The 21,466-nt window shown below is 70.4% G+C and carries 25 protein-coding genes and 2 tRNA genes; 10 read left to right on the top strand and 17 right to left on the bottom strand.

The genetic code is table 11. The features are described 5' to 3' along the window. Window positions 1–65 precede the first annotated feature (65 nt). The 3 genes from rpmB to MBA17_RS14555 all read left to right on the top strand — a co-directional run bounded on the left by rpmB (window position 66) and on the right by MBA17_RS14555 (window position 1,181). Window positions 66–251, top strand: a complete 186-nt coding sequence (gene rpmB / locus MBA17_RS14565; RefSeq protein ID WP_238496969.1) for a 50S ribosomal protein L28 — start codon at window positions 66–68, stop codon at window positions 249–251. 187 nt (window positions 252–438) lie between these two features. Beyond that, the gene (locus MBA17_RS14560) at window positions 439–750 is read left to right on the top strand and encodes a ribbon-helix-helix domain-containing protein (protein ID WP_238496968.1); all 312 of its coding nucleotides are present in this window, start codon (window positions 439–441) and stop codon (window positions 748–750) included. After that, complete coding sequence (locus MBA17_RS14555) at window positions 747–1,181, top strand: hypothetical protein (protein ID WP_238496967.1); 435 nt, start codon at window positions 747–749, stop codon at window positions 1,179–1,181. The genes MBA17_RS14560 and MBA17_RS14555 overlap by 4 nt, the downstream gene beginning before the upstream one ends. Window positions 1,182–1,431: 250 nt before the next feature. Here MBA17_RS14555 and thiD read toward each other — a convergent pair whose 3' ends face one another. The 3 genes from thiD to MBA17_RS14540 form a co-directional block, all read right to left on the bottom strand. Beyond that, entirely contained in the window at window positions 1,432–2,247 is an 816-nt protein-coding gene (gene thiD, locus MBA17_RS14550; RefSeq protein ID WP_238496966.1) for a bifunctional hydroxymethylpyrimidine kinase/phosphomethylpyrimidine kinase, read from the bottom strand. 60 nt (window positions 2,248–2,307) lie between these two features. Continuing rightward, on the bottom strand, window positions 2,308–4,104 hold the full coding sequence (locus MBA17_RS14545; RefSeq protein ID WP_238496965.1) for a hypothetical protein: 1,797 nt from the start codon (window positions 4,102–4,104) through the stop codon (window positions 2,308–2,310). 97 nt (window positions 4,105–4,201) lie between these two features. Further along, window positions 4,202–5,164 (bottom strand): thiamine-phosphate kinase, encoded by a 963-nt coding sequence (locus MBA17_RS14540; RefSeq protein ID WP_455432771.1) that lies wholly within the window; start codon window positions 5,162–5,164, stop codon window positions 4,202–4,204. An 81-nt stretch (window positions 5,165–5,245) separates the two neighbouring features. On the opposite strand from MBA17_RS14540, the gene MBA17_RS14535 reads away from it, so the two are divergent. Both MBA17_RS14535 and MBA17_RS14530 read left to right on the top strand, forming a co-directional pair. After that, a complete protein-coding gene (locus MBA17_RS14535; RefSeq protein ID WP_238496964.1) occupies window positions 5,246–5,479 on the top strand; it encodes an Lrp/AsnC family transcriptional regulator in 234 nt (77 codons plus the stop codon). 12 nt (window positions 5,480–5,491) lie between these two features. Continuing rightward, window positions 5,492–5,917, top strand: a complete 426-nt coding sequence (locus MBA17_RS14530) for a DUF3515 domain-containing protein (RefSeq protein WP_238496963.1) — start codon at window positions 5,492–5,494, stop codon at window positions 5,915–5,917. A 74-nt stretch (window positions 5,918–5,991) separates the two neighbouring features. On the opposite strand, the gene MBA17_RS14525 is transcribed toward MBA17_RS14530, so the two are convergent. From MBA17_RS14525 to MBA17_RS14515, 3 genes are all read right to left on the bottom strand, one after another. After that, window positions 5,992–7,089 carry a D-alanine--D-alanine ligase family protein gene (locus tag MBA17_RS14525; protein ID WP_238496962.1) on the bottom strand — a complete coding sequence of 366 codons (1,098 nt, stop codon included), beginning with the start codon at window positions 7,087–7,089 and terminating at the stop codon, window positions 5,992–5,994. A gap of 250 nt (window positions 7,090–7,339) precedes the next feature. Beyond that, entirely contained in the window at window positions 7,340–8,347 is a 1,008-nt protein-coding gene (locus MBA17_RS14520) for an NAD(P)H-dependent glycerol-3-phosphate dehydrogenase (protein WP_238496961.1), read from the bottom strand. A 20-nt stretch (window positions 8,348–8,367) separates the two neighbouring features. After that, window positions 8,368–9,096, bottom strand: a complete 729-nt coding sequence (locus MBA17_RS14515; RefSeq protein ID WP_238496960.1) for a lysophospholipid acyltransferase family protein — start codon at window positions 9,094–9,096, stop codon at window positions 8,368–8,370. A gap of 56 nt (window positions 9,097–9,152) precedes the next feature. Here MBA17_RS14515 and cofC point away from each other — a divergent pair, with 56 nt between their 5' ends. Next, entirely contained in the window at window positions 9,153–9,821 is a 669-nt protein-coding gene (gene cofC, locus MBA17_RS14510) for a 2-phospho-L-lactate guanylyltransferase (protein WP_238496959.1), read from the top strand. A gap of 122 nt (window positions 9,822–9,943) precedes the next feature. Continuing rightward, complete coding sequence (locus MBA17_RS14505; protein ID WP_238496958.1) at window positions 9,944–10,153, top strand: hypothetical protein; 210 nt, start codon at window positions 9,944–9,946, stop codon at window positions 10,151–10,153. A 43-nt stretch (window positions 10,154–10,196) separates the two neighbouring features. Here MBA17_RS14505 and MBA17_RS14500 read toward each other — a convergent pair whose 3' ends face one another. The 4 genes from MBA17_RS14500 to leuC form a co-directional block, all read right to left on the bottom strand. Continuing rightward, on the bottom strand, window positions 10,197–10,496 hold the full coding sequence (locus tag MBA17_RS14500; protein ID WP_238496957.1) for an HU family DNA-binding protein: 300 nt from the start codon (window positions 10,494–10,496) through the stop codon (window positions 10,197–10,199). Window positions 10,497–10,593: 97 nt separating this feature from the next. Further along, entirely contained in the window at window positions 10,594–10,854 is a 261-nt protein-coding gene (locus tag MBA17_RS14495) for an SCO5555 family protein (RefSeq protein ID WP_238496956.1), read from the bottom strand. After that, entirely contained in the window at window positions 10,833–11,420 is a 588-nt protein-coding gene (gene leuD / locus MBA17_RS14490) for a 3-isopropylmalate dehydratase small subunit (protein WP_238496955.1), read from the bottom strand. Before leuD ends, MBA17_RS14495 begins: the two co-directional genes overlap by 22 nt. A gap of 12 nt (window positions 11,421–11,432) precedes the next feature. After that, window positions 11,433–12,818, bottom strand: coding sequence for a 3-isopropylmalate dehydratase large subunit (gene leuC, locus MBA17_RS14485; protein ID WP_238496954.1), 1,386 nt, complete (start codon window positions 12,816–12,818; stop codon window positions 11,433–11,435). Between the two features lie 58 nt (window positions 12,819–12,876). Between leuC and MBA17_RS14480 the strand changes: the two genes are divergently transcribed. Both MBA17_RS14480 and MBA17_RS14475 read left to right on the top strand, forming a co-directional pair. After that, window positions 12,877–13,593: an IclR family transcriptional regulator gene (locus MBA17_RS14480; protein WP_238496953.1), complete on the top strand. Its 717-nt coding sequence runs from the start codon at window positions 12,877–12,879 to the stop codon at window positions 13,591–13,593. A gap of 98 nt (window positions 13,594–13,691) precedes the next feature. Further along, window positions 13,692–15,416, top strand: a complete 1,725-nt coding sequence (locus MBA17_RS14475; RefSeq protein ID WP_238496952.1) for a hypothetical protein — start codon at window positions 13,692–13,694, stop codon at window positions 15,414–15,416. On the opposite strand, the gene MBA17_RS14470 is transcribed toward MBA17_RS14475, so the two are convergent. From MBA17_RS14470 to MBA17_RS14445, 6 genes are all read right to left on the bottom strand, one after another. Then, on the bottom strand, window positions 15,413–16,414 hold the full coding sequence (locus tag MBA17_RS14470) for a redoxin domain-containing protein (protein ID WP_238496951.1): 1,002 nt from the start codon (window positions 16,412–16,414) through the stop codon (window positions 15,413–15,415). The two genes, MBA17_RS14475 and MBA17_RS14470, sit on opposite strands and share 4 nt — an antisense overlap. A 157-nt stretch (window positions 16,415–16,571) precedes the next feature. Further along, window positions 16,572–16,647 (bottom strand) — tRNA-Glu (locus tag MBA17_RS14465). A gap of 131 nt (window positions 16,648–16,778) precedes the next feature. Beyond that, window positions 16,779–17,408: a response regulator gene (locus MBA17_RS14460; protein ID WP_238496950.1), complete on the bottom strand. Its 630-nt coding sequence runs from the start codon at window positions 17,406–17,408 to the stop codon at window positions 16,779–16,781. Continuing rightward, window positions 17,405–18,607, bottom strand: a complete 1,203-nt coding sequence (locus tag MBA17_RS14455; protein WP_238496949.1) for a sensor histidine kinase — start codon at window positions 18,605–18,607, stop codon at window positions 17,405–17,407. Before MBA17_RS14455 ends, MBA17_RS14460 begins: the two co-directional genes overlap by 4 nt. A gap of 4 nt (window positions 18,608–18,611) precedes the next feature. Next, on the bottom strand, window positions 18,612–19,328 hold the full coding sequence (locus MBA17_RS14450) for an ABC transporter permease (RefSeq protein WP_238496948.1): 717 nt from the start codon (window positions 19,326–19,328) through the stop codon (window positions 18,612–18,614). After that, window positions 19,325–20,230, bottom strand: coding sequence for an ABC transporter ATP-binding protein (locus MBA17_RS14445; RefSeq protein ID WP_238496947.1), 906 nt, complete (start codon window positions 20,228–20,230; stop codon window positions 19,325–19,327). The genes MBA17_RS14450 and MBA17_RS14445 overlap by 4 nt, the downstream gene beginning before the upstream one ends. A 197-nt stretch (window positions 20,231–20,427) precedes the next feature. Here MBA17_RS14445 and MBA17_RS14440 point away from each other — a divergent pair, with 197 nt between their 5' ends. Then, a complete protein-coding gene (locus MBA17_RS14440) occupies window positions 20,428–21,333 on the top strand; it encodes an alpha/beta fold hydrolase (protein ID WP_238496946.1) in 906 nt (301 codons plus the stop codon). A 48-nt stretch (window positions 21,334–21,381) separates the two neighbouring features. Here the strand turns inward: MBA17_RS14440 and MBA17_RS14435 are convergent. Further along, a tRNA-Gln gene (locus tag MBA17_RS14435) sits at window positions 21,382–21,453 on the bottom strand. Window positions 21,454–21,466 lie beyond the last annotated feature (13 nt).

The raw sequence follows: 21,466 nt of genomic DNA, 5'->3' as shown, positions 1-21,466 counted from the left end.
GGCATGCTCGAAGATCGCCCTCAGGGGTTGCGGTTCGGGCTTATCGACTGATCTAAGGAGATACCGTGGCTTCCGTCTGCGACGTCTGCGGCAAGGGGCCGACGTTCGGCAATAACATCTCGCATTCGCACCGCCGCACCCGCCGCCGCTGGAACCCGAATATCCAGCCGGTCCGCGCCAAGGTCGGTGGCACCTCGAAGCGGCTGAACGTGTGCACCTCATGCATCAAGGCGGGCAAAGTCACCCGCTGACACCTGTCTTTCACGCAGCCCGGTTCTCCTCGGAGAGCCGGGCTGTCGCCTTTCCACCTGTTCGCACCGGGATCACATCCCTCGAACAAGCGGGTCAGAAGTACACGGCCTGGCCGTCCATCGGTCACCGCCCGTCGTTCTCTCGAACTGATTAGCACTACAGAACGTAATGCAGTAGCCTCACTCCGTGAGCATCACTCTCAATCCCCCCGGTTATACTCACAGTATGACCAAGAAGATCGGCGTCAGCGTGCCTGATGATCTCTTCAGGCTCATGCAGGAAGAGGTCGAATCAGGCCGTGCCGCTTCGATCTCAGGACTGATCTCCGACGCCGTCGGCAACCACATCCAGCGAATCCAGCTGGCCGCACTCGTCACCGAGTTGGTCGAGGAGTTCGGTGAGCCGGGACCAGAAGCCAAGGCTTGGGCCGACGAAGTGCTGGCCAAGGCGCGAAGGCTGCGCCTGCGCAGCATGGGCGTCGAGGAGCCCGGCGAATGAAGCGACCCTCGACTCCCGAGACGATCATCTTGGACTCCGGCGCCCTCATCCAGCTTGAGCGCGGCCACGCGGGCATGATCAGCGTCATGAAGCTCGTGCAGACGGGCAAGGCGAGAGCGGTCATCCCGCGGACCGTGCTCGCCGAGATCTGGCGTGGCGGTCCGCGCCAGGCCCGCCTCGCCACCCTGCTCAAACTAGCCAAGACTCCTCGCCGAGGGCTGATCTCGATCGACGAGCTGACCGACGAGCGGGCCCAGCAGATCGGGCGTCTGATCAGCGTTTGCGGACATGACGACATCGTCGACGTCAACGTCGCCCTGTGCGCTCGCATAAGCGCGGACGACACGGTCGACGCTGTGGTGATCACGGCCGACCGTGACCACATCCTCAAGGTGGAGCCCCGCCTGAAAGACGCTATCCAGGACATCTGACCCGCTGACCTGGTGCCTGCACGCCGAGCCGCAGCATCACCCACAGCCGCACAAGGTGAGCAGACCCAGGAGTGGTCAGCGCGTGTTCTCCGGCCACCTCGTTCGACCCAGACGCATACTTCACACCACTCGGTTCCAGGCCATCGGAAGGCGGCGCGGGCCGGGCGCGGGTGCAGCCGAGCAGATCACCTCGGTGAGACCGACTCAGCACAGCGTCCCGCGTTCTCAACGCAGTGCCGACGGGCTGGCATCAGCGTCCGGAGCTGCGGTGGGTGCGCCATTGCCAGGCGTGGTCGACCGGGCCGATGCCGGCGCCCAGGGGGAAGCCGTGGGCGAGGGCTCCGGTGACGTAGTGCTTGGCCTTGGCCACGGCGCTGGGCACGTCTTCGCCGTGTGCCATGTAGGAGGCGATCGCCGAGGCCAGGGTGCAGCCGGTGCCGTGGGTGTGGCGGTTGTCGTGGCGTTCGGCGGTGAAACGGAACTCCTGGGTGCCGTCGGTGAGCAGGTCGACCGGTTCGCCTGGGAGATGGCCGCCCTTGATCAGCGCCCACGTCGGCCCGAGGGCGAGGATGGCCTCCGCGGCACGCGGCAGGTCCCGCTCGTCGTCGACCTTGATGCCGGTGAGCTGGGCCACCTCCCACAGGTTGGGCGTGACCACGGTGGCGGTCGGGAGCAGGAGTGACTTCACCGTCTCCACGGCGTCGGGAGCGAGCAGGGGGTCACCGTGCTTGGAGACTCCCACCGGGTCGACGATCACCGGCATCGAGACCCCGGACAGCACGTCGGCCACCGTCTCGACCAGCACCGCCGACGCCAGCATGCCCGTCTTGATCGCCTGGGCGCCGATGTCGCCCAGCACCGAGTCGAGCTGGGCGCGCACCGCCTCGGGCGGCAGCTCCCAGTAGCCCTGGACGCCGAGCGAGTTCTGCGCCGTAACGGCGGCGATCACGCTCATGCCATGCGTGCCCAGGGCCAGCATCGTCTTCAGGTCTGCCTGGATGCCCGCACCGCCGGCCGAGTCGGACCCGGCAACGGTCAGCACAAGCGGAGGCGTAGAAACCGTCATGTCTCCATCCAACCAGTCGCCGTCACCGGGTTCTCACCCAGCGACGGCCGGCCCGGTGGTCTAGGTCAGTTCGCAGGTGCCTCCGGAGACTTCGCAGGTGTCGGGGGCTTCGGGGTTACCGAGAGCGGTGAAGGTGATCGTCAGCTGGTCGCCGGCGGGCATGTCCCCGGCGTATCGCAGCACGAGGGTTCCGCCCTGCTGCTCCCAGTCGGCCCCTTCGACGTCTCTCACCACGCCGCCCACCGGGACGCTCAGCGTGAGGCCGGGCAGCGCCGCCGCGGAGGCGTTCACCACGGAGATCTCGGCCTCGTAGCGGGTGAGCCGGTTGGTGAGCACGTCGAATCCCACCCGGATGTCCAGGTCAACGAGTCCCTGCTGTTCGAAGCCGGGGTCGTCCGGCTCCGGTTGCGGTCCGGAGGTGGGAGGAGGCGTGGTCGTCGGAGGGGCGGTGGTGGGACCGGGGGTGGGCGCGTCCAGCCGCTTCTTCTCCTCCTCCTCGTCCTCCTTCTCCTCGATCCTGACGTCCGGTGGCGGGGTCGGCTGGTCGTCGATCCCCGCGTCCTGCTCCTTCTCGGTGGGAGAGGCGGAGGGAGTGCGCTTGGGCACGACACGGCGGGTCGGAGGGGACGACGCAGGACTGGTGGGCGCCCGCGTGGCGCCGGTGGCCTTAGGGGTCCTGGGCTTCTCGGGGCTCTCCGTCTCCGTGGCCTCGGGGTCGGCGGGGGCGGTCGTGGCGGGGTCGGGGGCCACCGGGTTGGGGGCCACCACGGCGCAGTCCTCGCTCGGCGGGCAGGCCGCCGACACTCCCGTCGGACGCGTCATGATCTGTACCCCGGCCACGGTCCCGCCGAGCAGCGCCACCGCGGCGGCCATCGAGAGGATCATCGTCCGCTTGCTCTTCTTGGGCGCGTCCTCGTTCCACCCTGAGTCGAGGAAGTCGTTCTTCTTCTTACGCCTTCCCCCGCGTGAAGGCTTGGGCGGTTCGAACTCGCCCGGTTGCGTGCCGGCCTGTTCGAAGCCGGCCTGTTGGAACGTGGAGGTCTCCGCGGCGCCGGAGTAGACGAGGCGGTCCTGCGGGTGCAGGGTCCCCTCGGTCGCCCATTGCCCCGTCCTCTCCCCCGGTCCACCGGCCTCAGGCAGGCCATCGGCCGCAGCCGAGGGTTCGTACGCCCCGCGGCCGGCGCCCCGGCCCGGCAGTTCGGGATTCCACGGGAGATCGTCCGCGTCCTGGGGTGCGGGCTCGGCGGCCCACTGACCGGTCGCCTCCGGATCGGCGAACGGCCGTCCCGGGTCGGAGGTGCGGCGACCGGCCGTCTCCCCGAGTTCGGACGACTGCTGCGGCCAGTCGGAGGTCCACTGACCGGTCGGCTCACCTGTCTCGGCGGCCGATCGCGGTGTGCCCTGAACCCAGGCGTTTCCCAGCTCGGGGGCCGACGACGGCCAGTCCTGGCTCCACTGACCTGTCGCCTGGCCGGGCTCGGCGGGCTGCTGTGACCAGTCGGGCGTCCACTGGCCTGTCGCCTCACCGGACTCGACCGGCTGCTGTGACCAGTCGGGAGCCCACTGACCCGTCGCCTCACCGGACTCCACCGGCGAGAGCGGCCGGTCGGGGACGGCTTCGCCGTGCTCCGGGTGCCGGTCCTGGCGGTCCGGGGTCCACGGGGACGACGGATCGTTCAGGTCGTCGTCGGGCAGGTGCCATTCGGCCGTCCATTCGGCGGCGTCGTCATCAGCGGGAAGCCGTCGCGGGGTGGCGTCGGACGTGTCGGGCTGCAGGGGCTCCGCAGTACGGCGCGGCTGTCGTTTGCCGCGTTTGCGGGGTTGCTCCTGTCCTTCGTTGTCATGGCGACCCATCACGGCCCTTCCTGTCGGGAACCATGGCCGCCCATCTTCATAACATCTCAAACACTTCTATGTCACAAATTTCACGATTGTCACAGAGTTACCTTTGTCACTATCGGAAGTGATCCCACCCGCCCCGCCGTACGGCCCGGCCCTGCACCGTAACAGCGGCAACACCGCCGTCACCTGGGAGAACCTCACCCACCACCCGCCATTCGGGGGGGAGTGCACCCCCCTGCGGGAAGGTGGCGACGAGTGCATGATCGTCACCCCCTGTAAGCATCCAGTCGAGCGGATCGGCCCCCAGGAACCCGGCAGCCGCCCTCAGCGAATCCTCGGGAACCAGCGCCCGGGGGTCCAGTGAGATCGCCACCCCGCTCGCCTTCGCGACATGCGCGAGATCCTGCACGAGCCCGTCGCTGACGTCGAGCATCGCCGTCGCCCCCAGCTCGGCCGCGCGCACCCCTTCCGGGTACGGCGGGCACGGCCGCTGGTGCGCCCCGACGAGTTCCCCGGCGAACGAGGAGCCGGAGAGGTCCCGGCCCGACTGGAGAAGCGCGAGGCCGGCGGCGGCGTGCCCGAGCCGCCCGGTGAGGGCGACGACGTGGCCGGGGCGGGCGCCCGAACGGGTCACCGGGGGACGTCCGGCGAGATCTCCGAGAGCGGTCACGCCGAGCACGATCTGTTCCGAGCGCGCGATGTCGCCGCCGACGACGCTGGCCCCCACCAGCGCGCACTCGTCCCGGAAGCCGTCGGTGAGCGCGTCGAGCCACGCTGTGGCGAGGTCGACGGGCAGGCCGAGGCCCACCACCAGGCCGGTGGGACCGGCCCCCATGGCGACAATGTCGGAAAGATTCTGAGCTGCCGCTTTTCGACCGATGTCGTACCCACTGGACCAATCGCGGCGGAAATGCCTACCCTCTAGTAACAGATCGGTCGTCACGACGACTCGTCCGTCGGGCGCGCTGACCAGTGCGGCGTCGTCACCGGGGCCAAGTAGCACCGCCGCGCTCTGCGGCAAACGCCCGGCAATCCGTGCAACAACTCCGAATTCTCCGAGATCTCCGACTGTGATGGTGCACCTCCTGTCGCAACACAGGGTACGGTGGCCCTTCGGCGCTGATCCAATTCAGCTCAGCCCGCCCGGGAGGACGTGATGGTGCAGGCCTACATCCTTATCCAGACCGAGGTCGGCAAGGCCGCGAGCGTGGCGCTGGAGATCGCCGGGATCTCCGGTGTCACCCAGGCCGAAGACGTGACGGGGCCCTACGACGTCATCGTCAGGGCCGAGGCGAGAAACGTCGACGAACTGGGCAAGCTCGTCGTGGCCCAGATTCAGGCGGTCGAAGGGATCACGCGTACTCTTACGTGTCCCATCGTCCACATCTGACCTGGATCACCGTTGAGAGCTGTCATCGCATCGCTCGCCGTACTCTCGCTCGCGGCGTGCGGCGGCGCCGTGCGGGTGGAGCCGCCCAAGCCCGACGGGCCGGCGGCCGCCGCCTGCCAGGAGCTGAACGGCCTGCTGCCGCAGACCCTCGACGGCGTCGGCCGGACGGAGTCCGACCCGAAGTCGCCCTACGTGGTCGTCTGGGGGGAGGCCGAGATCGCGCTGCGCTGCGGCGTGCCACGACCGGCCAGGATGGCGGCGACCGACCGGCTCTCGGAGATCGACGGCGTGGGATGGTTCCCCGACCCGAAGGCCGACACCCTCTACACGGCGGTGACCGGCGTGGGCTACGTCGAGGTGACCGTGTCGCGCAAGCACCGGGCCGGTGACGTGCTCGTCGACCTCTCCGCTCCGATCAAGAAAGCCCTCCCGGCCTGACGCTCACCCCGAAGCCGAACCGGCCGGGTCGCACCCACACGCGCGACCCCCGCTGCTGCGCCCTGGGCTCGCACCTAGCGGAGACCCGTCTGGCGGTTCAGGGCGAGCTGGATCAGATGGTCCACCAGCCCCGAGTACGGCAGGCCGGAGGCGGCCAAGAGCTGAGGGGCGACGGACAGCGAGGTGAAGCCGGGCATCGTGTTGATCTCGTTGAGCACGATCTCGCCCTGCGGCGTGTAGAAGAAGTCGACCCGGGAGAGCCCCTCGCAGCTCAGCGCTTCGAAGGCGCGCACCGCCATGGCCCGCAGTTCCTCGGTGACGTGCGGCGGGATGTCGGCGGGCACGGCGAGCGACATCTGGCCCTCGTGGTACTTGGCGGAGAAGTCGAAGAACTCGTGATCCTCGCCCGCCAGCACCTCGCCCGGCAGGCTCGCCGTGGCGGGCTCGTCGCCGAACGACTCCAGGACCGCGCACTCGATCTCCCGGCCCGCGATGGCGGCCTCGACGAGCACCTTGGGGTCGTGCTCCCTGGCGAAGTCGACGGCCCGCTCCAGCTCCTCCAGGTCGTTCGCCTTGGAGATGCCCTGGCTGGAACCCGCCCGGGACGGCTTGACGAAGACCGGCCAGCCGAGCGCCTCGACCTCCTTCACGACCCGGTCACGGTCGAGCCGCCAGTCGCGGTCGCGGATCACCACGTAGGGGCCGACGGGCAGGCCGGAGGCGGCCAGCACCATCTTCATGTACGCCTTGTCCATGCCCACCGCGCTGGCCAGCACGCCGGATCCGACATAGCGGACGCCGGCCATCTCCAGCAGCCCCTGGATGGTGCCGTCCTCGCCGAAGGGGCCGTGCAGCACGGGGAAGACCACGTCGACCTTGCCCAGCTCCACCGGGATGGCACCGGGCGCGAGCGCCACCAGCTCGGCGCCGCCGGAGGGCAGGGCGAGCGCGGTGCCCGACTCGTCGACCGTGGCCTCGATGGCGAACCGCTGGTCGCTCGTGGCGAGGACCCAGCGGCCGTCCGGGGCGATTCCCACGGGGACGACGTCGTACTTGGTCCGGTCGATCGCCTCCAGCACGCTGCCCGCCCCGAGAAGGGACACGGCGTGCTCGGAGTTGCGGCCGCCGAAGACGATGGCGACCCGCGGCCGGATCTCACGGTGTTCGTTCATGATGCCCGAATCTATCGCGTCTGGGTGGTCGATCCTGCGCTCAGACACGTGTCCGGTCGACGGGCGGAGGGTGCCGAGCGCCCTGGTCAGGTCCTCGGCGGCCGCCGAACCGATGGCGAAGCCGACGTCGCCCGCTGCGCTCGCCGGGCGCCTCGGCGTACCCGGCGGAGCACTCGAAGGGACGGGCGGTGGCGCGCCAGACGCTTGTGCGAGGCGGGGCGGAGCGGGGTGTTCCGCGACGTGCAACCGGTCACACGCCGTACCGTTCCGCTTTGGGAGTCCGCGACATCAGCAGCACCGCGGCCTCGCCGGGCGTCATTCCGTCGTGCACGACCCCCACCACGACCTCGGTGATCGGCATCTCCACGTCGTGCTTTCTGGCCAGTTCGAGGACGGACTCGCATGATTTGACGCCCTCGGCGGTCTGCTTGGTGGCGGCGATGACCTCGGCCAGGGTCATGCCACGGCCCAGGTTCTCGCCGAAGGTGCGATTCCTCGACAGCGGTGACGTACAGGTCGCTACAAGGTCGCCCATTCCGGCCAACCCGGCGAACGTATGCGGATCGCCGCCCAGCGCCGCGCCGAGGCGGGAGATCTCCGCCAGCCCTCTCGTCATCAGCGTCGCCCGCGCGTTGTCACCGAACCCCATGCCGACCGCCACGCCGACGGCCAGCGCGATCACGTTCTTGACCGCGCCGCCGAGCTCGGCGCCCACCACGTCGGGATTGGTGTACGGGCGGAACCACGGCACGTGGCACGCCTCCTGCAACCGCCCGGCGACCGACTCGTCCGTACAGGCCACCACGGCCGCGGCGGGCTGACGGTCGGCGATCTCCCTGGCCAGGTTCGGGCCCGAGACCACCGCGACCCGTCCGTCCGGCACTCCGGCGACCTCGCTGATCACCTCGCTCATCCGTTTGGTGGTGCCCAGCTCGATGCCCTTCATCAGGCTCACCAGCACCGCGTCACGGGGGATGTGCGGCGCCCACCCGGCGAGGTTGCCGCGCAGCGACTGCGACGGCACGGCCAGCACCACGAAGTCGGCTCCGTCGAGTGCCTCCGCGGCATCCGTCGTCGCCCGCAGCGCGGCGGGCAGCACGATTCCCGGCAGGTAGTCGGGGTTCTCGTGCCGCAGGTCGATGGACTCGACGATCTCGGCCCGGCGACCCCACAGTGTCGTCTGGGTCCCGGCTTCGGCGAGGAGCATGGCGAACGTGGTGCCCCACGAGCCGGTTCCGAAAACGACGGCTTTGGTCATCCCTTCACCGTACGCGGTCGTCAGTTCCCAGGAGGCCGCGCGGACGGCGCCTTCTCCCCACGGAGTTCGGCGAGCTGGGCCGTGATCGCCGCCATGATGTCGGCCGTCGCCTCGCGCAGCACCTCCCCTTCCAGCGGCATGCCGTCGTACTTCGACAGGTCGACCGGCGGCCCCACCTGCACCCGGAACGTCTTGCGCGGGAACAGCCTGGGCTTCTTCGCGCCGTACGGCAGCAGTTCCTGGGATCCCCAGTGGGCCACCGGGATCACCCGCACGCCGCTGCGCAGGGCCAGCCGCGCGGCGCCCGTCTTGCCCGCCATCGGCCACAGGTCGGGGTCGCGGGTGCAGGTGCCCTCGGGGTAGAAGAGCACCGCCGCGCCGTCACGCAGCCGCTGCTCCGACGCCTCCAGTGACTGGGACGCCTCGCTGCTGGCCCGGTGGACGGGGATCGCGCACAGCGACCGGACCGCGTGGCCGAGGATCGGCACCTTGAAAATCGTCGCCTTGGCGAGGACTACCGGCCAGCGCCCGTTGTTGTAGAGGTAGTGCGACAGCAGGACCGGGTCGGTCCAGGAGAGGTGGTTGGCGACGATGATCACACCGCCGGTCCGCGGGATCCGGTCCCCTCTGCGCCAGTCCTTCTTGACGAGGAGCCAGGAGAGCGGCTTGACGATCACCACGACCAAGGTCTCCCAGAAGCGCGACGGTCGAATGGAGCGGCTCATGTACTCCTCCAGGAGATCCGGCATGCCCCATAAGTCTCCCGGTTGGCCGCACGGGATGTCGAGACGAGATGCTTGAGGGCATGCGCGTCAAGGAAACCACCGGCTGGTCCATCGTCGTGCCGGTGAAAACGCTGGTCGCGGCGAAGACCAGGCTGGCCGCCGCGGCGGGCCCGCACCGCTCACGGCTGGCCGTCGCGGTGGCCTGCGACACCGTCTCCGCGGCTCTGGCCTGCCCGCTCGTCGCCAGGGTGATCGTGGTGACGGCCGATCCCGCCGCCGCGGGCCCGCTCGCCGCGCTCGGCGCCGACGTGGTCACCGACCCCGACCGGGGCCTCAACACCGCCCTGCGGGCGGGCGCCGCGCATGCCGTACGGCTGGCGCCCGGCGACCCGGTCGCCGCGCTCCAGGCCGACCTGCCGGCCCTGCGCCCGGCCGAGCTGGCCACGGTGCTGACCGCCGCCGCCGAGTTCGACCAGTCGTTCCTCCCCGACGCCGCCGACGTGGGCACGACGTTCTACGGCGTACGGCCGGGCCTGCCGTTCACTCCCGGGTTCGGCGGCGAGTCCCGGGCGAGGCACTTGTCCGGCGGGGCCAAGGAGTTGTGCCCGCAGGGCGTCGACTCGGTGCGCCGCGACGTCGACACCCCCGACGACCTGCGTATCGCCATCGCCCTCGGCCTCGGCCCGCACACCTCCGCCGTGGTGGCCGACCTCACCCTCCCAGCCCCTCCAACCGAGCGGTCAGCGTGACCTGGGTCCCGGCTGGGTGATGGCATTCGCCCAGCCAAAGCGCGAAAAGTCGGTATCCGCCGGGTGACGCGCGGCCCGCACAGGATCGCCCTCCGGCGGGCAAACGGTTTACGCTGGGTCGCGTGCAGGCGACCGTGCGGAGCTTCGATCCGGCGACCCGTTCAGGGTCGGTGTTCCTCGACGACGGCACCCAGGTGCCCTTCGGCGCCGCGGCGTTCGACGCGGGGCCGTTGCGGCTGCTCCGCTCGGGCCAGCGGGTCAACATCGCGGTGAGCGGCGGCGAGATCACGGCGATCACGCTGTCGACCTTCCCGCTCCCCGGGCAAGCGTAGGCGCCCGCGCCCTTTCCGGGCGGCGGGCGCCTACGCCGGCCGGTTACTTCTTCTTGGCCGCCTTCTTGCCCCCGACGTTGACCAGCTCCTTGAAGTCCGCACCGGGACGGAACTTCGGAGCCCAACTCTCGGCCACCTTGATCGGGTCACCGGTCGACGGGTTCCTGGCCGTACGGGCGGGCTTGTGCACCATCTCGAAAGCGCCGAAGCCGGTGATGGATACCTTGTCCCCGCCCGCGACCGCCTTCTGGATGGCCTCAAGCACGGCGTTCACGGCTTCGGTGGCGGTCTTCTTGTCACCGACTCGCTCCGCGATGGCGTCGACGAGTTCCCGCTTGTTCATTTGGTCGCTCCCCCTGTAACGGCATGGGGTTCCAGCACACCAGGCAACGGTTAGAAACCCCTTACCTGCTTGAAATTAGGGGAGAGAGCGCCCGGACTCAATCACCTGGCGCGATGTTTCGCCCACTTGGCGTGTCGGATTCCAGGTCGGAGAGGTCGTCGAGGAAGGTCGAGAGGCGCCCGGAGGCGTGCTGGAGGTCGCGCTTGGAGACGTCGCAGATGGCCAGCAGCCGCCGGGAGAGGCGGTGCCGTTCCTCGATGGGCAGGAGCAGCGCGCGGACGCGGCGGTGCGCGTCACGCAACCGCCGCGCCAGCTCATCCTGGTTCGCGTGCTCTGTCAGATGGTCGTCGGCAGCCATGGCTGCCGACCATTCTCGTACGAGGCGATGTCGTCGGCCGCACGCAGGGTCAGCCCGATGTCGTCGAGCCCTTCGGTCAGCCGCCAGCGGGTGTAGTCGTCGATCTCGAATCCGGCGGCCTCATCCGCCCAGCGAACCTCGCGTCCCTCCAGGTCAACGGTGATCTGCAGGGTCGGGTCCGCCTCCACGGCCGACTGGACGGCCTCCACGGTCTCGGCCGGGAGGACCACCGGGAGCAGGCCCATCTTGGTGGAGTTGTTACGGAAGATGTCGCCGAAGCGAGCCGCGATCACCACGCGGAAGCCGTACTGCTGGAGCGCCCACACGGCGTGCTCGCGAGAGGAGCCGGTGCCGAAGTCGGGGCCCGCGAGCAGGATCGAGGCGCCCTCGTAGGAGGGGTCGTTGAGCACGAAGGTCGGGTCCTCGCGCCAGGCGGAGAACAGGCCCTTCTCGAAACCGGTGCGGCTGACCTGCTTGAGCCAGACGGCCGGGATGATCTGGTCGGTGTCGACGTTGCTGCGGCGCAGTGGCACCGCGCGTCCCGTGTGGGTGGTGAAGGCGTCCATGGTCGGTTCCTCTTAGAGATCGGCTGGGGCGGTCAGGCGGCCGGTGACGGCGGTGGCGGCGGCCACGGCCGGCGACACCAGGTGCGTGCGCCCGCCCTTGCCCTGCCTGCCCTCGAAGTTGCGGTTGGAGGTGGAGGCGCTGCGCTCGCCGGGGGCGAGGATGTCGGGGTTCATGCCCAGGCACATCGAGCACCCCGCCTCGCGCCACTCGGCGCCCGCCGCCTTGAAGACCTCGTCGAGGCCCTCTTCCTCGGCCGCCTTCTTGACCTGCATGGAGCCGGGGACGATCAGCGTGCGGGTGACGACCGTACGGCCGCGCAGGATGTCGGCGGCGGCCCGCAGGTCCTCGATCCTGCCGTTGGTGCAGGAGCCGACGAAGACGGTGTCGACCGCGACCTCGCGCAGCGGCGTGCCGGCGGTGAGGTCCATGTACTGCAGGGCGCGCTCGGCCGCCGAGCGGGCGGTCGGGTCGGCGAACTCCTCCGGGCTGGGCACGACGGAGCCGAGCGGCACGCCCTGACCCGGGTTGGTGCCCCAGGTGACGAACGGCGTCAGCGTGCCGGCGTCGATCTCGACGACCGTGTCGAAGACGGCGTCGTCGTCGGTCCGCAGGGTCTTCCAGTAGGCGACCGCCTGGTCCCAGTCGTCGCCTGACGGCGCGTGCGCGCGGCCCTTGAGGTAGGCGAACGTGGTCTCGTCGGGAGCGATCATGCCCGCCCTGGCGCCGGCCTCGATCGACATGTTGCAGACCGTCATCCGGCCTTCCATCGACAGCTTGCGCACGGCCTCGCCGCGGTACTCCACGATGTGGCCCTGACCGCCGCCGGTGCCGATCTTGGCGATGATCGCCAGGATCAGGTCCTTGGCCGTCACGCCCGCCGGCAGCTCGCCGGTGACCTCGATGGCCATGGTCTTCGGCCGGTACGCGGGCAGCGTCTGGGTCGCCAGCACATGCTCGACCTCGGAGGTGCCGATGCCGAACGCCAGACCGCCGAACGCGCCGTGCGTGGAGGTGTGGGAGTCTCCGCACACGATGGTCATGCCCGGCTGGGTCAGGCCGAACTGCGGCCCGATGATGTGCACCACGCCCTGACCCGCGTCGCCCATCGGGTGCAGCCGCACGCCGAACTGGGCGCAGTTCTTGCGCAGCGTCTCGACCTGGATGCGCGAGACCGGGTCGGTGATCGGCCCCAGCACGGTCGGGACGTTGTGGTCCTCGGTGGCGATGGTGAGGTCGGGCCGGCGCACCGGACGCTCCGCCATGCGCAGGCCATCGAACGCCTGCGGGCTGGTCACCTCGTGGATGAGGTGCAGGTCGATGTAGAGCAGGTCGGGTTCACCCTCCGCACGCCGTACGACGTGTTGCTCCCAGACCTTCTCGGCCAGTGTGCGACCCATTCCGTCGCCTCCCTACTCAGACTTGCCTTCTCATATCGCGAGACGGCAGTATCGGCTTATGGACAACTCTAGCGGAGTCGGCGTACTGGACAAGGCCGTTCTCGTGCTCAACGCCCTTGAGGCGGGTCCGGCGTCCCTGGCGCAGCTGGTGCAGGCGACCGGGCTGGCCCGGCCGACGGCCCACCGGCTGGCCGTGGCGCTTGAGCACCACAGGATCGTCACCCGCGACACACAGGGGCGATTCGTGCTGGGCCCCCGGCTTTCCGAGTTGTCCACGGCCGCGGGTGAGGACCGGCTCCTCGCCGTCGCCGCCCCGGTGTTGACCCACCTTCGCGACCTCACCGGTGAGAGTGCCCAACTTTACCGGCGCCAGGGTGATGAGCGGGTGTGCGTGGCGGCGGCCGAGCGGGCCAGCGGCCTGCGTGACACGGTTCCCGTCGGCACGGCGCTGCCGATGACGGCGGGCTCCGCCGCCCAGGTGCTGCTGGCCTGGGAGGAGCCCGACCGGTTGCACCGCGGGTTGCGCGGCGCCAAGTTCACCGCCGCGACCCTGGCCAGCGTGCGCAGGCGCGGCTGGGCGCACAGTGTGGGCGAGCGGGAACAAGGGGTCGCCAGCGTCTCCGCCGCCATCCGCGGAGCGGGCGGCAAGGTGATCGCCGCCGTCTCCGTCTCCGGCCCGATAGAGCGCCTCACCCGCACTCCCGGGCGCATGCACGCGGCGCCGGTGGTGGCCGCCGCCGAGCGCATGACCGAGGCGATGCGCCGCGCCAACTGACCCACCGGCGGCCGCGAAACGCGAAACCCCGTGTCCGCCACGGGATTCACCGGCCATATCAGGAGGCGAGCACCCTTCACGCCTACTAGCCTGGGCGCGTGACAGATCGCATCGAGGCAGCTGCCGCTGAGCTGCGTCCCCTGCTCCAAGAGTTCATCCTGTGGGCGCCTGAGCACGCGCCCGACAGCGATCCCGACCTGGTCGGCCCCGCCGCCCTGTGGCATCGCTTGACCGCTTCCAACGACGTCGGCAGGTGGAAGCGCGCCGATCTGCGCACCGTCCTGCTCGACCGCATGCCCGAGGTCGTGGAGGACCCCGACGATGCGGCCGACGGCATGGTCCCCGCGATCCGGGCCTACCTCACCTTTCTGTCCGAGACCGAACGCCTGGTCACGGGCTCCGACCCGCTCGCCGACCTGCTCGACGAACTCGACGGGCTGGAAGACGAGTTCGTCGAGGCGATGGAGGACGTCATCGCCGACGAAGACGAGGAGGAGGAGGACGAAGGACTGGGCGACTTCGAGGCGTTCGCCGACGAGCTGGCCGCCCTTCCCACGATCAGGCTCAGGCCCGACTCCGAGCTGGCCGCCGCCGCGCGTGCCGTCCCGCTCGTCGCCACCGCCCGTGACCTGTCGGTCTGGGTGGGCGGCGAGCGCACGGTGGGCGAGGAGAGCCTGCTGAGCGACGAGGAGATCAGACAGGCGCTGGCCGCGACCGGGCTGCCGGAGCCGCCGGCCGCCGAGCCGTCGCTCTCCCAGGCCGTGCCCGCGCTGTGGAACATCTGGAATCTCGCGGTCGACCTGGAGTTCCTCACCCCGGTGGGCGACGACACCGTCAGCGTCGACGACGACACCGCCGCGTGGCCGTTCGACGACGACGAGGACGTCCTCGACGCCTGGATGCTGGGGCTGCACTCGATCGACTACGGCGACCCCGAGCTCGACGACGACGAGTTCACCCTGGCGCTGAGCGGGCTCACCCGGGCGCTGCTCGTCCGGCTGCTCGTGGCGGGCGGCTCCCGCTCGCTGCCCGGTCTGCGGACCGAGCTGGAGGAGGCCGTGGCCGAGTTCGACGACCTGGGCGCCGATGCCTGGGCGGCGGCCACCGAGCAGCACGGCGACCCGCTGACGCCCACGATCGACTGGCTGGCCGGCTACGGCATGCTGGCCGTCGAGGGCGACGACGTGCGCCTGACCCCGCTCGGCGTCGAGGGCGTGGTCCACCTGGTGGACGACGCCGACATCGAGGTCGACGCGCGGCCGGCCATCGACGCGATGACCGCGCTCGACCTGCTCTCCTTCAGCGCCGAGCTGCCCGAGGACGAGGCAGACGCCGAGTTCGCCGCCTGGATGGAGCTGCGGGAGCCGGAGCGCGCGGCCAGGGAGCTTCTCCAGGCCGCCGCGGAGGACGAGGCCGACGCGTTGGTCAGGGTGCAGGCGGCCAGCATGGTCGGCTCACTCGGCGAGGCCGCGGTGGGGGCCTGGCAGGAGGCGCTCAAGGAGCCGTCCCTGCGGCCCTACGCCGCGACCCACCTGACGCAGCTCGACGTCGACGGGGCGCCCGAGCCCACCCAGGCCGACACCCACTGGCTGGTGCTCGACATGTGGACCATCTCCGCCGGTCTCGGCCGCCAGGAGTTCGTCAGCAGCCTGCACGACATCGGCCCCGCGGGCGACCTGTGCGGACTGCTGGAGGTCATCTGGAGGGTGCCGCACCCCCATCTGGAGGAGCTGCTCGAATCCATCGGCCAGGCGCACCCCGACCGCCAGGTCGGCAAGGCCGCCAAGCGCGCGTTGTTCAAGGCGAGGTCGTCGGCCGACTAACCCGCGGCGTGGTCGCCGCCCGTCTGCCAGTCAGGCAGCGGGCGGTAGATCGCCACGCCGTCGCGCTCCAGTTCCTCGCGCAGCTTGAAGTACTCGTCGCCGAACGGGTCCGCCCCGGTCAGGGGCATCAGGCCGCGTCTGATCGACACGTCGTGCGGCGCCAGTCCGGCCGCCGTCGCGAGGTGCCTCTCCGCCGCCGCCGTACGGCCCCGCCGCAGCAGCCACACGGCCAGCCTGGCGTGCAGGCGGGCCGTACGCTCGGCGTCGGTGGGCAGGCGCAGGTGGTCCCGTACGGCCTGCGCGGTGAGGCCGGTGTCGCCCTCCAGCACCCAGCGGCGCAGCGCCCGGGTGGCCGCCTCGGCGGAGAGGCCGTTCATGGACCTGAAGGTGTCGGTGGCGGTCATGGTGTCCTGCGGGCGGGCGATCCGGCCCTCCTCGTCGATCCAGACCACGGTCGGCACGTTGATGACGTTGTAGAGCTCGGCGACCGTGCCCTCGGCGTCGACCAGTGCGGGGTGCGCGACGTCCTTGGTCCACGGGGCCGCGTCCAGCGGCTCGCGGTCGAGCGAGACGCTCACGATCGTGAACCCGTGACCCGCGAGCTCACGGTGCAGCCCGTCCCAGGCGGCCAGGTCGTAACGGCACCCGCACCAGGAGGCCCAGAAGACCAGGGCGATCTTGGTGCCCCGGTGCTCCGACAGCGTGAAGCCGTCGAGGGTGAAGTCGGGGGCCTCGTCGATCGCCAGCTCGGCGGGCTCGCCGATCGCCACGACGCCCTCTTCGGAGTCGACGACCACCTGCCTGCCGAGCAGTCCGGCGAACTTGACCAGGTCCACCCCGTCCGCGTCTTCGGCCTGGGCCGCGCGGAAGGACGGGATGCACGCCTCGGCCCGGCACCAGCCGTGCGGCTTGCGCTGCCAGCCGAGGATGGGAACGCCGTGCGGCACGGTGAGGCTCTCGATCGGGTCCTCACGGCCGGCTGCCAGCAGTGTGATCATTTCAGCCCTTCTCCATTGGATAGCTACACGATCTAATATTAGATAGTGCCGCTCTCCAGTCAAGTCGGGCCGTGCTCAGGGATGGTGGCGTGCGGGCCAAGCCGGGCGGGAGCCGGAAAAGAAGAAAGCCCCTCCATTGCTGGAGGGGCTTCTACGATGGTAGTCCCGACCGGATTCGAACCGGCGTTACCGCCTTGAGAGGGCGGCGTCCTAGGCCACTAGACGACGGGACCGTGTCTCACGGTCTGAGAGAGCGACTTCACCCTCCCGGCGGTGCCGGTTTCTCCCCGGCAACGGCTGTAACTCTACCGCACCCGGAGGACTCGGCAAAACGTCTTCCGGCCCCAGAACCGCATCGCGGCAATTAGTCGAGCAGCCCCCGGCGGTAGGCCTCGGCCACGGCGGAGGCCCGGTCTCTGGCGTCGAGCTTGGCGTAGACGTGGATCAGGTGGGTCTTGATGCTGGCCTCGCTGATGAACAGCCGGGCGGCGGCCTCCCGGTTGGTGGCGCCGTCGGCGACCAGGCGGAGGACCTGGAGCTCACGAGGGCTGAGCGCGCCTCTCACGGGCTCTCGCACCCGTCCCATCAACACTCCCGCCACCGAGGGCGCGAGGACCGTCTCGCCACGATGGGAGGCGCGTACGGCGCGCAGCAGCTCCTCGGTGGGCGCGTCCTTCAGCAGGTAGCCGGTGGCTCCGGCCTCGATGGCGGGCAGCACGTCGCTGTCGGTGTCGAAGGTGGTCAGCACGAGCACCCTGGCGGACGGCAGGACCTCGCGGAGCCGCCTGATGGCCCACACGCCGTCGCTCCCCGGCATCCGGAGGTCCATCAGCACGACGTCGACGGCCAGCTCGGCCGCCAGCCGTACGCCCTCGGCGCCGTCGCCCGCCTCGCCCGCCACCTCGATGTCCGGCACGGCGCCGAAGGCGGCGCGCAGGCCGTCGCGGACGATCGGGTGGTCGTCCACGATCAGCAGGCGGATGGGAACGCTCATGTCGCCTCCTCGGCGGGGATCGCGGGGACGGAGACGGCGACCGCCGTCCCCTGGTCGATGGTGCTCTCGATGGAGAGAGTGCCGGCCACGCCGCGCACCCGCTGGCGCATCGTGTCCAGCCCGTAGCCCTTGTTCTCCCCACCGGGCTCGAAGCCGGCGCCGTCGTCGCGGATGTCGAGCAGGACCACGTCGTCGAGATAGGAGAGCGTCACACCCACCCGGCGGGCCCTGGCGTGCTTGGCGATGTTCGACAGAGCCTCCTGCACGACCCGGAACAGGACGACCTCCACCCCGGCCGCCAGCCGCCGCGGCGAGCCCGTGACCTCGAAACCGGGCCGGACCCCCGCCTGCTCCCCCCAGCCGGCGGCCATCTCGGCGAGCGCGTCGGGCAGGCGGGCGTCTTCGAGCGGTTCCGGGTGCAGCGCCCGGACGGAACGCCTGGCCTCGGTGAGACTCCGCGCGGCGAGCGCGGCGACGTTGTCCATGTGCCCGCGCCACCGCTCGGGATCGTGCCGGGCGTCGTCGGCGGCGCGGAGCTGGGTGATCAACGCGACGAGGTCCTGGGCGATGGTGTCGTGGATCTCCCTGGCCAGCCGCTGCCGCTCGTCCAGCACACCCGCCTCCCTGGCCTGGGTCACGAGCTGCGCGTGCAGACCGGCGTTCTCCGCGAGCGCGGCCTTCAGCCGCTCGTTGGTCTTCCTCCGCCGGTCGCTCTCCGCCCCTACCTGCCAGCCGACGAACAGCAGCGGCACGGCGATCCCCAGCAGGGCGGTGAGCAGGTCGATCTGCCGGACGGAACCGGGCCGGCTCTGCGCGGCGACCGTGACGATCGCGGTCGCGGCGACGGCGCTCATGATCCCCCTGACCGGGAACAGCGCCCCGGCCAGGGGATAGCCGATGGAGATGAACAGGGTGAAGGCGATGCTCGTGCTCACCAGCGCGCCGCCGACGGCCAGGAGCCCCGCGTAGTGGACGACGACCAGGATCCGGTGGCTCGCGCTGCGCGGATAGAGCCAGTACAGCCACGGCACCCACAGAGCGGCGAGCGCCACCAGCGCGACGGCGGCGGAGTCGAGCTGCCCGAGGTGGAACGCGACGCCCGTGGAGACCCCCAGCAGCCCGTACGCCAGGGCCGGGTAGATCCACCGGCCCCGGCTCCCGCCCGGATCCGCCGCCCTGTCGGGTGCCAGCCACGTCATCCCATCACTCCCACCGGAACATCTTCGCCGACGCCAGCGCGAACACCACCGCGACCACGGCCATCACGAGCAGGTGCAGCGGCTCCGGCCAGCCCCCCGCCCAGCTCGCCCGCAGCGCCTGCATGAACGCCCCGAGCGGGGTGTAGTCACCGACGGTGAGCATGAACTCGGGCAGGGTCTCCGCAGGCATGAAGACCCCGCCGAAGACCATGCTGACGAAGAACACCGCGATCCCGATACCCGTGGCCACCCGGCTGGTCGGCGCGAGCGCGGCGACCAGTAACCCGACGGCGAAGATCGACAGGATCCCGAGCACGCAGGTGACCAGGAAGGCCAGGGGCCGGCCCGGCAGGTCGAAGCCGAACGCGAGCGCGGCCACGGCCACCACCAGGGCCACGGCGACCACCGCGAGCAGCGCGCCGACCGCGAACTGGGCGCCCAGCAGCCGCGCCGGATGGATGGGGGTGGTGGCCATGCGACGGAGTATGCCCTTCTCGCGGTACCCCGCCACCGTGGTGGGCAGCAGGTTCATCCCGAGCTGGGCGAGGCCGAGCGCGATGGCCGCCGAGGGGAAATAGGTCTCGATCGGGTCGCTACCCCCACCGGGGTTCATGATCGCCCCGAACAGGACGACCATGCCCACCGGCAGCACCAGCACGACCAGCGTCGACGCGGGGTCGCGCAGGAACAGCCTGAGCTCGTGGTGGGTGAGGCGGGTCATGTGGTCCTCCTGCCGGTCAGCGCCACGAAGGCGTCGTCGAGGGTGCCCTGCTCGATCCGCAGGTCGGCGGCGATGATCTGGTGCCTGGCGAGCACCGAGGTCACCACGTGCAGCAGGTCGCCGGTGCCGGCGACCTCGACGCGGGGGCCGTGCACGGTCACGGACGCCACCCCCGGCAGCTCCGCGAGCAGCGACTCCGCCACGGGACTCGACGGCCGGAACCTGATCCGCTGCTCCGGGAGCGTGCCGGCGATCAGGCCGGCCGGGGTGTCGATCGCGGCCACCCTGCCGCGGTCGACGACCATGAGCCGGTCGCACAGCCGCTCGGCCTCCTCCATGAAGTGGGTGACGAGCACGACCGTGACGCCGCGCTCCCCGATCCGCTCCACCAGTTCCCAGGTGTCCCTCCGGGCCTGCGGGTCCAGCCCGGTGGTGAGCTCGTCGAGCACGACGACCTCGGGGTCGCCGATCAGCGCGAGGGCGATGAACAGCCGCTGCTTCTGTCCGCCGGAGAGCTTGCCGAAGGCCGTGTCGCGCTTGGCCGCCAACCCCCATTCGTCCAGCAGCCGCCGCCAGTCGGCGGGCCGGGGATAGAAGGAGCTGTACAGGTCCAGGACCTCCGCCACCTTGAGCCGGTCGGGAAGGTGGCTCTCCTGGAGTTGGACGCCGACCCGGCGGCGCAGCTTCGCCCCGTCCGTCCGCGGGTCCATGCCGAGCACGTTGACCGTGCCGCCGTCGGGCCGTCTGAGCCCCTCGACGCACTCCACCGTGGTGGTCTTGCCGGCTCCGTTGGGGCCGACGATGCCGAAGATCTCACCGCGCTCCACGGTGAAGGACACGTCGTCGACCGCGACGTGCTCGCCGTACCTCTTGTGCAGGTTGTGCACCTCTATGACCGTCATGGTCCGAGCGTGCTCCTGGACGGGGGGCGCGCGGATCGCCCTGGTGAGGGCTCGATCGGTGGATCGGCGGCATCAACCGATCGGTGGAGGCGGGTCCACCGGACGACGGGCCGTGCAGGCGATCCGGGAGGCGGGTCCGGGTGGTCATCCTCGGGTCAGGAGGTAACACCATGTCAGAAGTAACGCGTCGTGGCGCAATGAAGATCGCATCAGTGGCGGGGGTGGGCGCGATGGCTCTGGGGCCGGCGGCCGAAAAGGAGAAGGTCACCACGTATCTGTTCGTCACCGGTGCGAACGGCGGCACGGCCGGTGACGCGGAGCTCGCGTTGCGCGGCCACCGTACGGTGGGGGTGGAGTTGCCGGGGCACGGCCCCGACACCCTGCAGTTCCGCAAGGCGTACCAGGCGCCCCAGGATCTGAAGGCGCTGGCCGCCGAGCCGTCCGCGATGGCCGGCATCACTCTCGACGACTACGTCGAAGCCGCGGTCAAGGCGGTACGGCGAGCGGCGAAGCACGGCCCGGTGATCCTGGTCGGCGGCAGCATGGGCGGTGCGACGATCACCGGCGCGGCCAACGAGGTGCCGCACCTGATCGACCGGCTCGTCTACATCTCGGCGTTCTGCTGCACGAGGTTGAAGAGCATCGACGAATACCTGGCGACGCCCGAGGGGAAGGCGAGCAAGCTGGGCGCGATCATCGGCGGCCTGGTCGGCGATCCCGCGAAGCTGGGGGCGGTCAGGGTCAACTGGCGTAGCGCCGACCCGAAGTTCCTCGCCGAGACCAAGGCCGCGCTCAGCGCGGACGCGAGCGACGCGGAGTTCATGGCGATGCTCAACAGTTCGCTGCCCGACGACACGCTGCACGTCTCGGGTGCCGACTCGCGGGGGCGTAAGGCGACGTGGGGACGGGTGCCGCGGACCTATATCCGGCACTCGCAGGACATGTGCATCCCGGTGCCGCTGCAGGACCGGATGATCGCCGACGCGGACGCGCTCACCCCGGGCAACACGTTCGACGTGCACACCGTGCGGGCGGCGCACGCCCCTTCGCGGGCCTCCTGGGCGAAGATCGTGGACATCCTCGACAAGCTGGCCAGGTCCTGAGAAACACGAAAGGCGGGTGTCTCCGTTGGGAGACATCCGCCCTACCTGCTGGGGTACCAGGACTCGAACCTAGACTAACTGAACCAGAATCAGTCGTGCTGCCGATTACACCATACCCCATCGCGCTGACAAT

The sequence above is a fragment of the Dolomitihabitans soli genome (assembly GCF_022213955.1).
In the GTDB taxonomy this organism is placed as follows: Bacteria; Actinomycetota; Actinomycetes; order Streptosporangiales; family Streptosporangiaceae; genus Streptosporangium_A; species Streptosporangium_A soli.
Note: the sequence above shows the minus strand (reverse complement) of the source record. Positions and strands in the feature narration are given on the sequence as shown.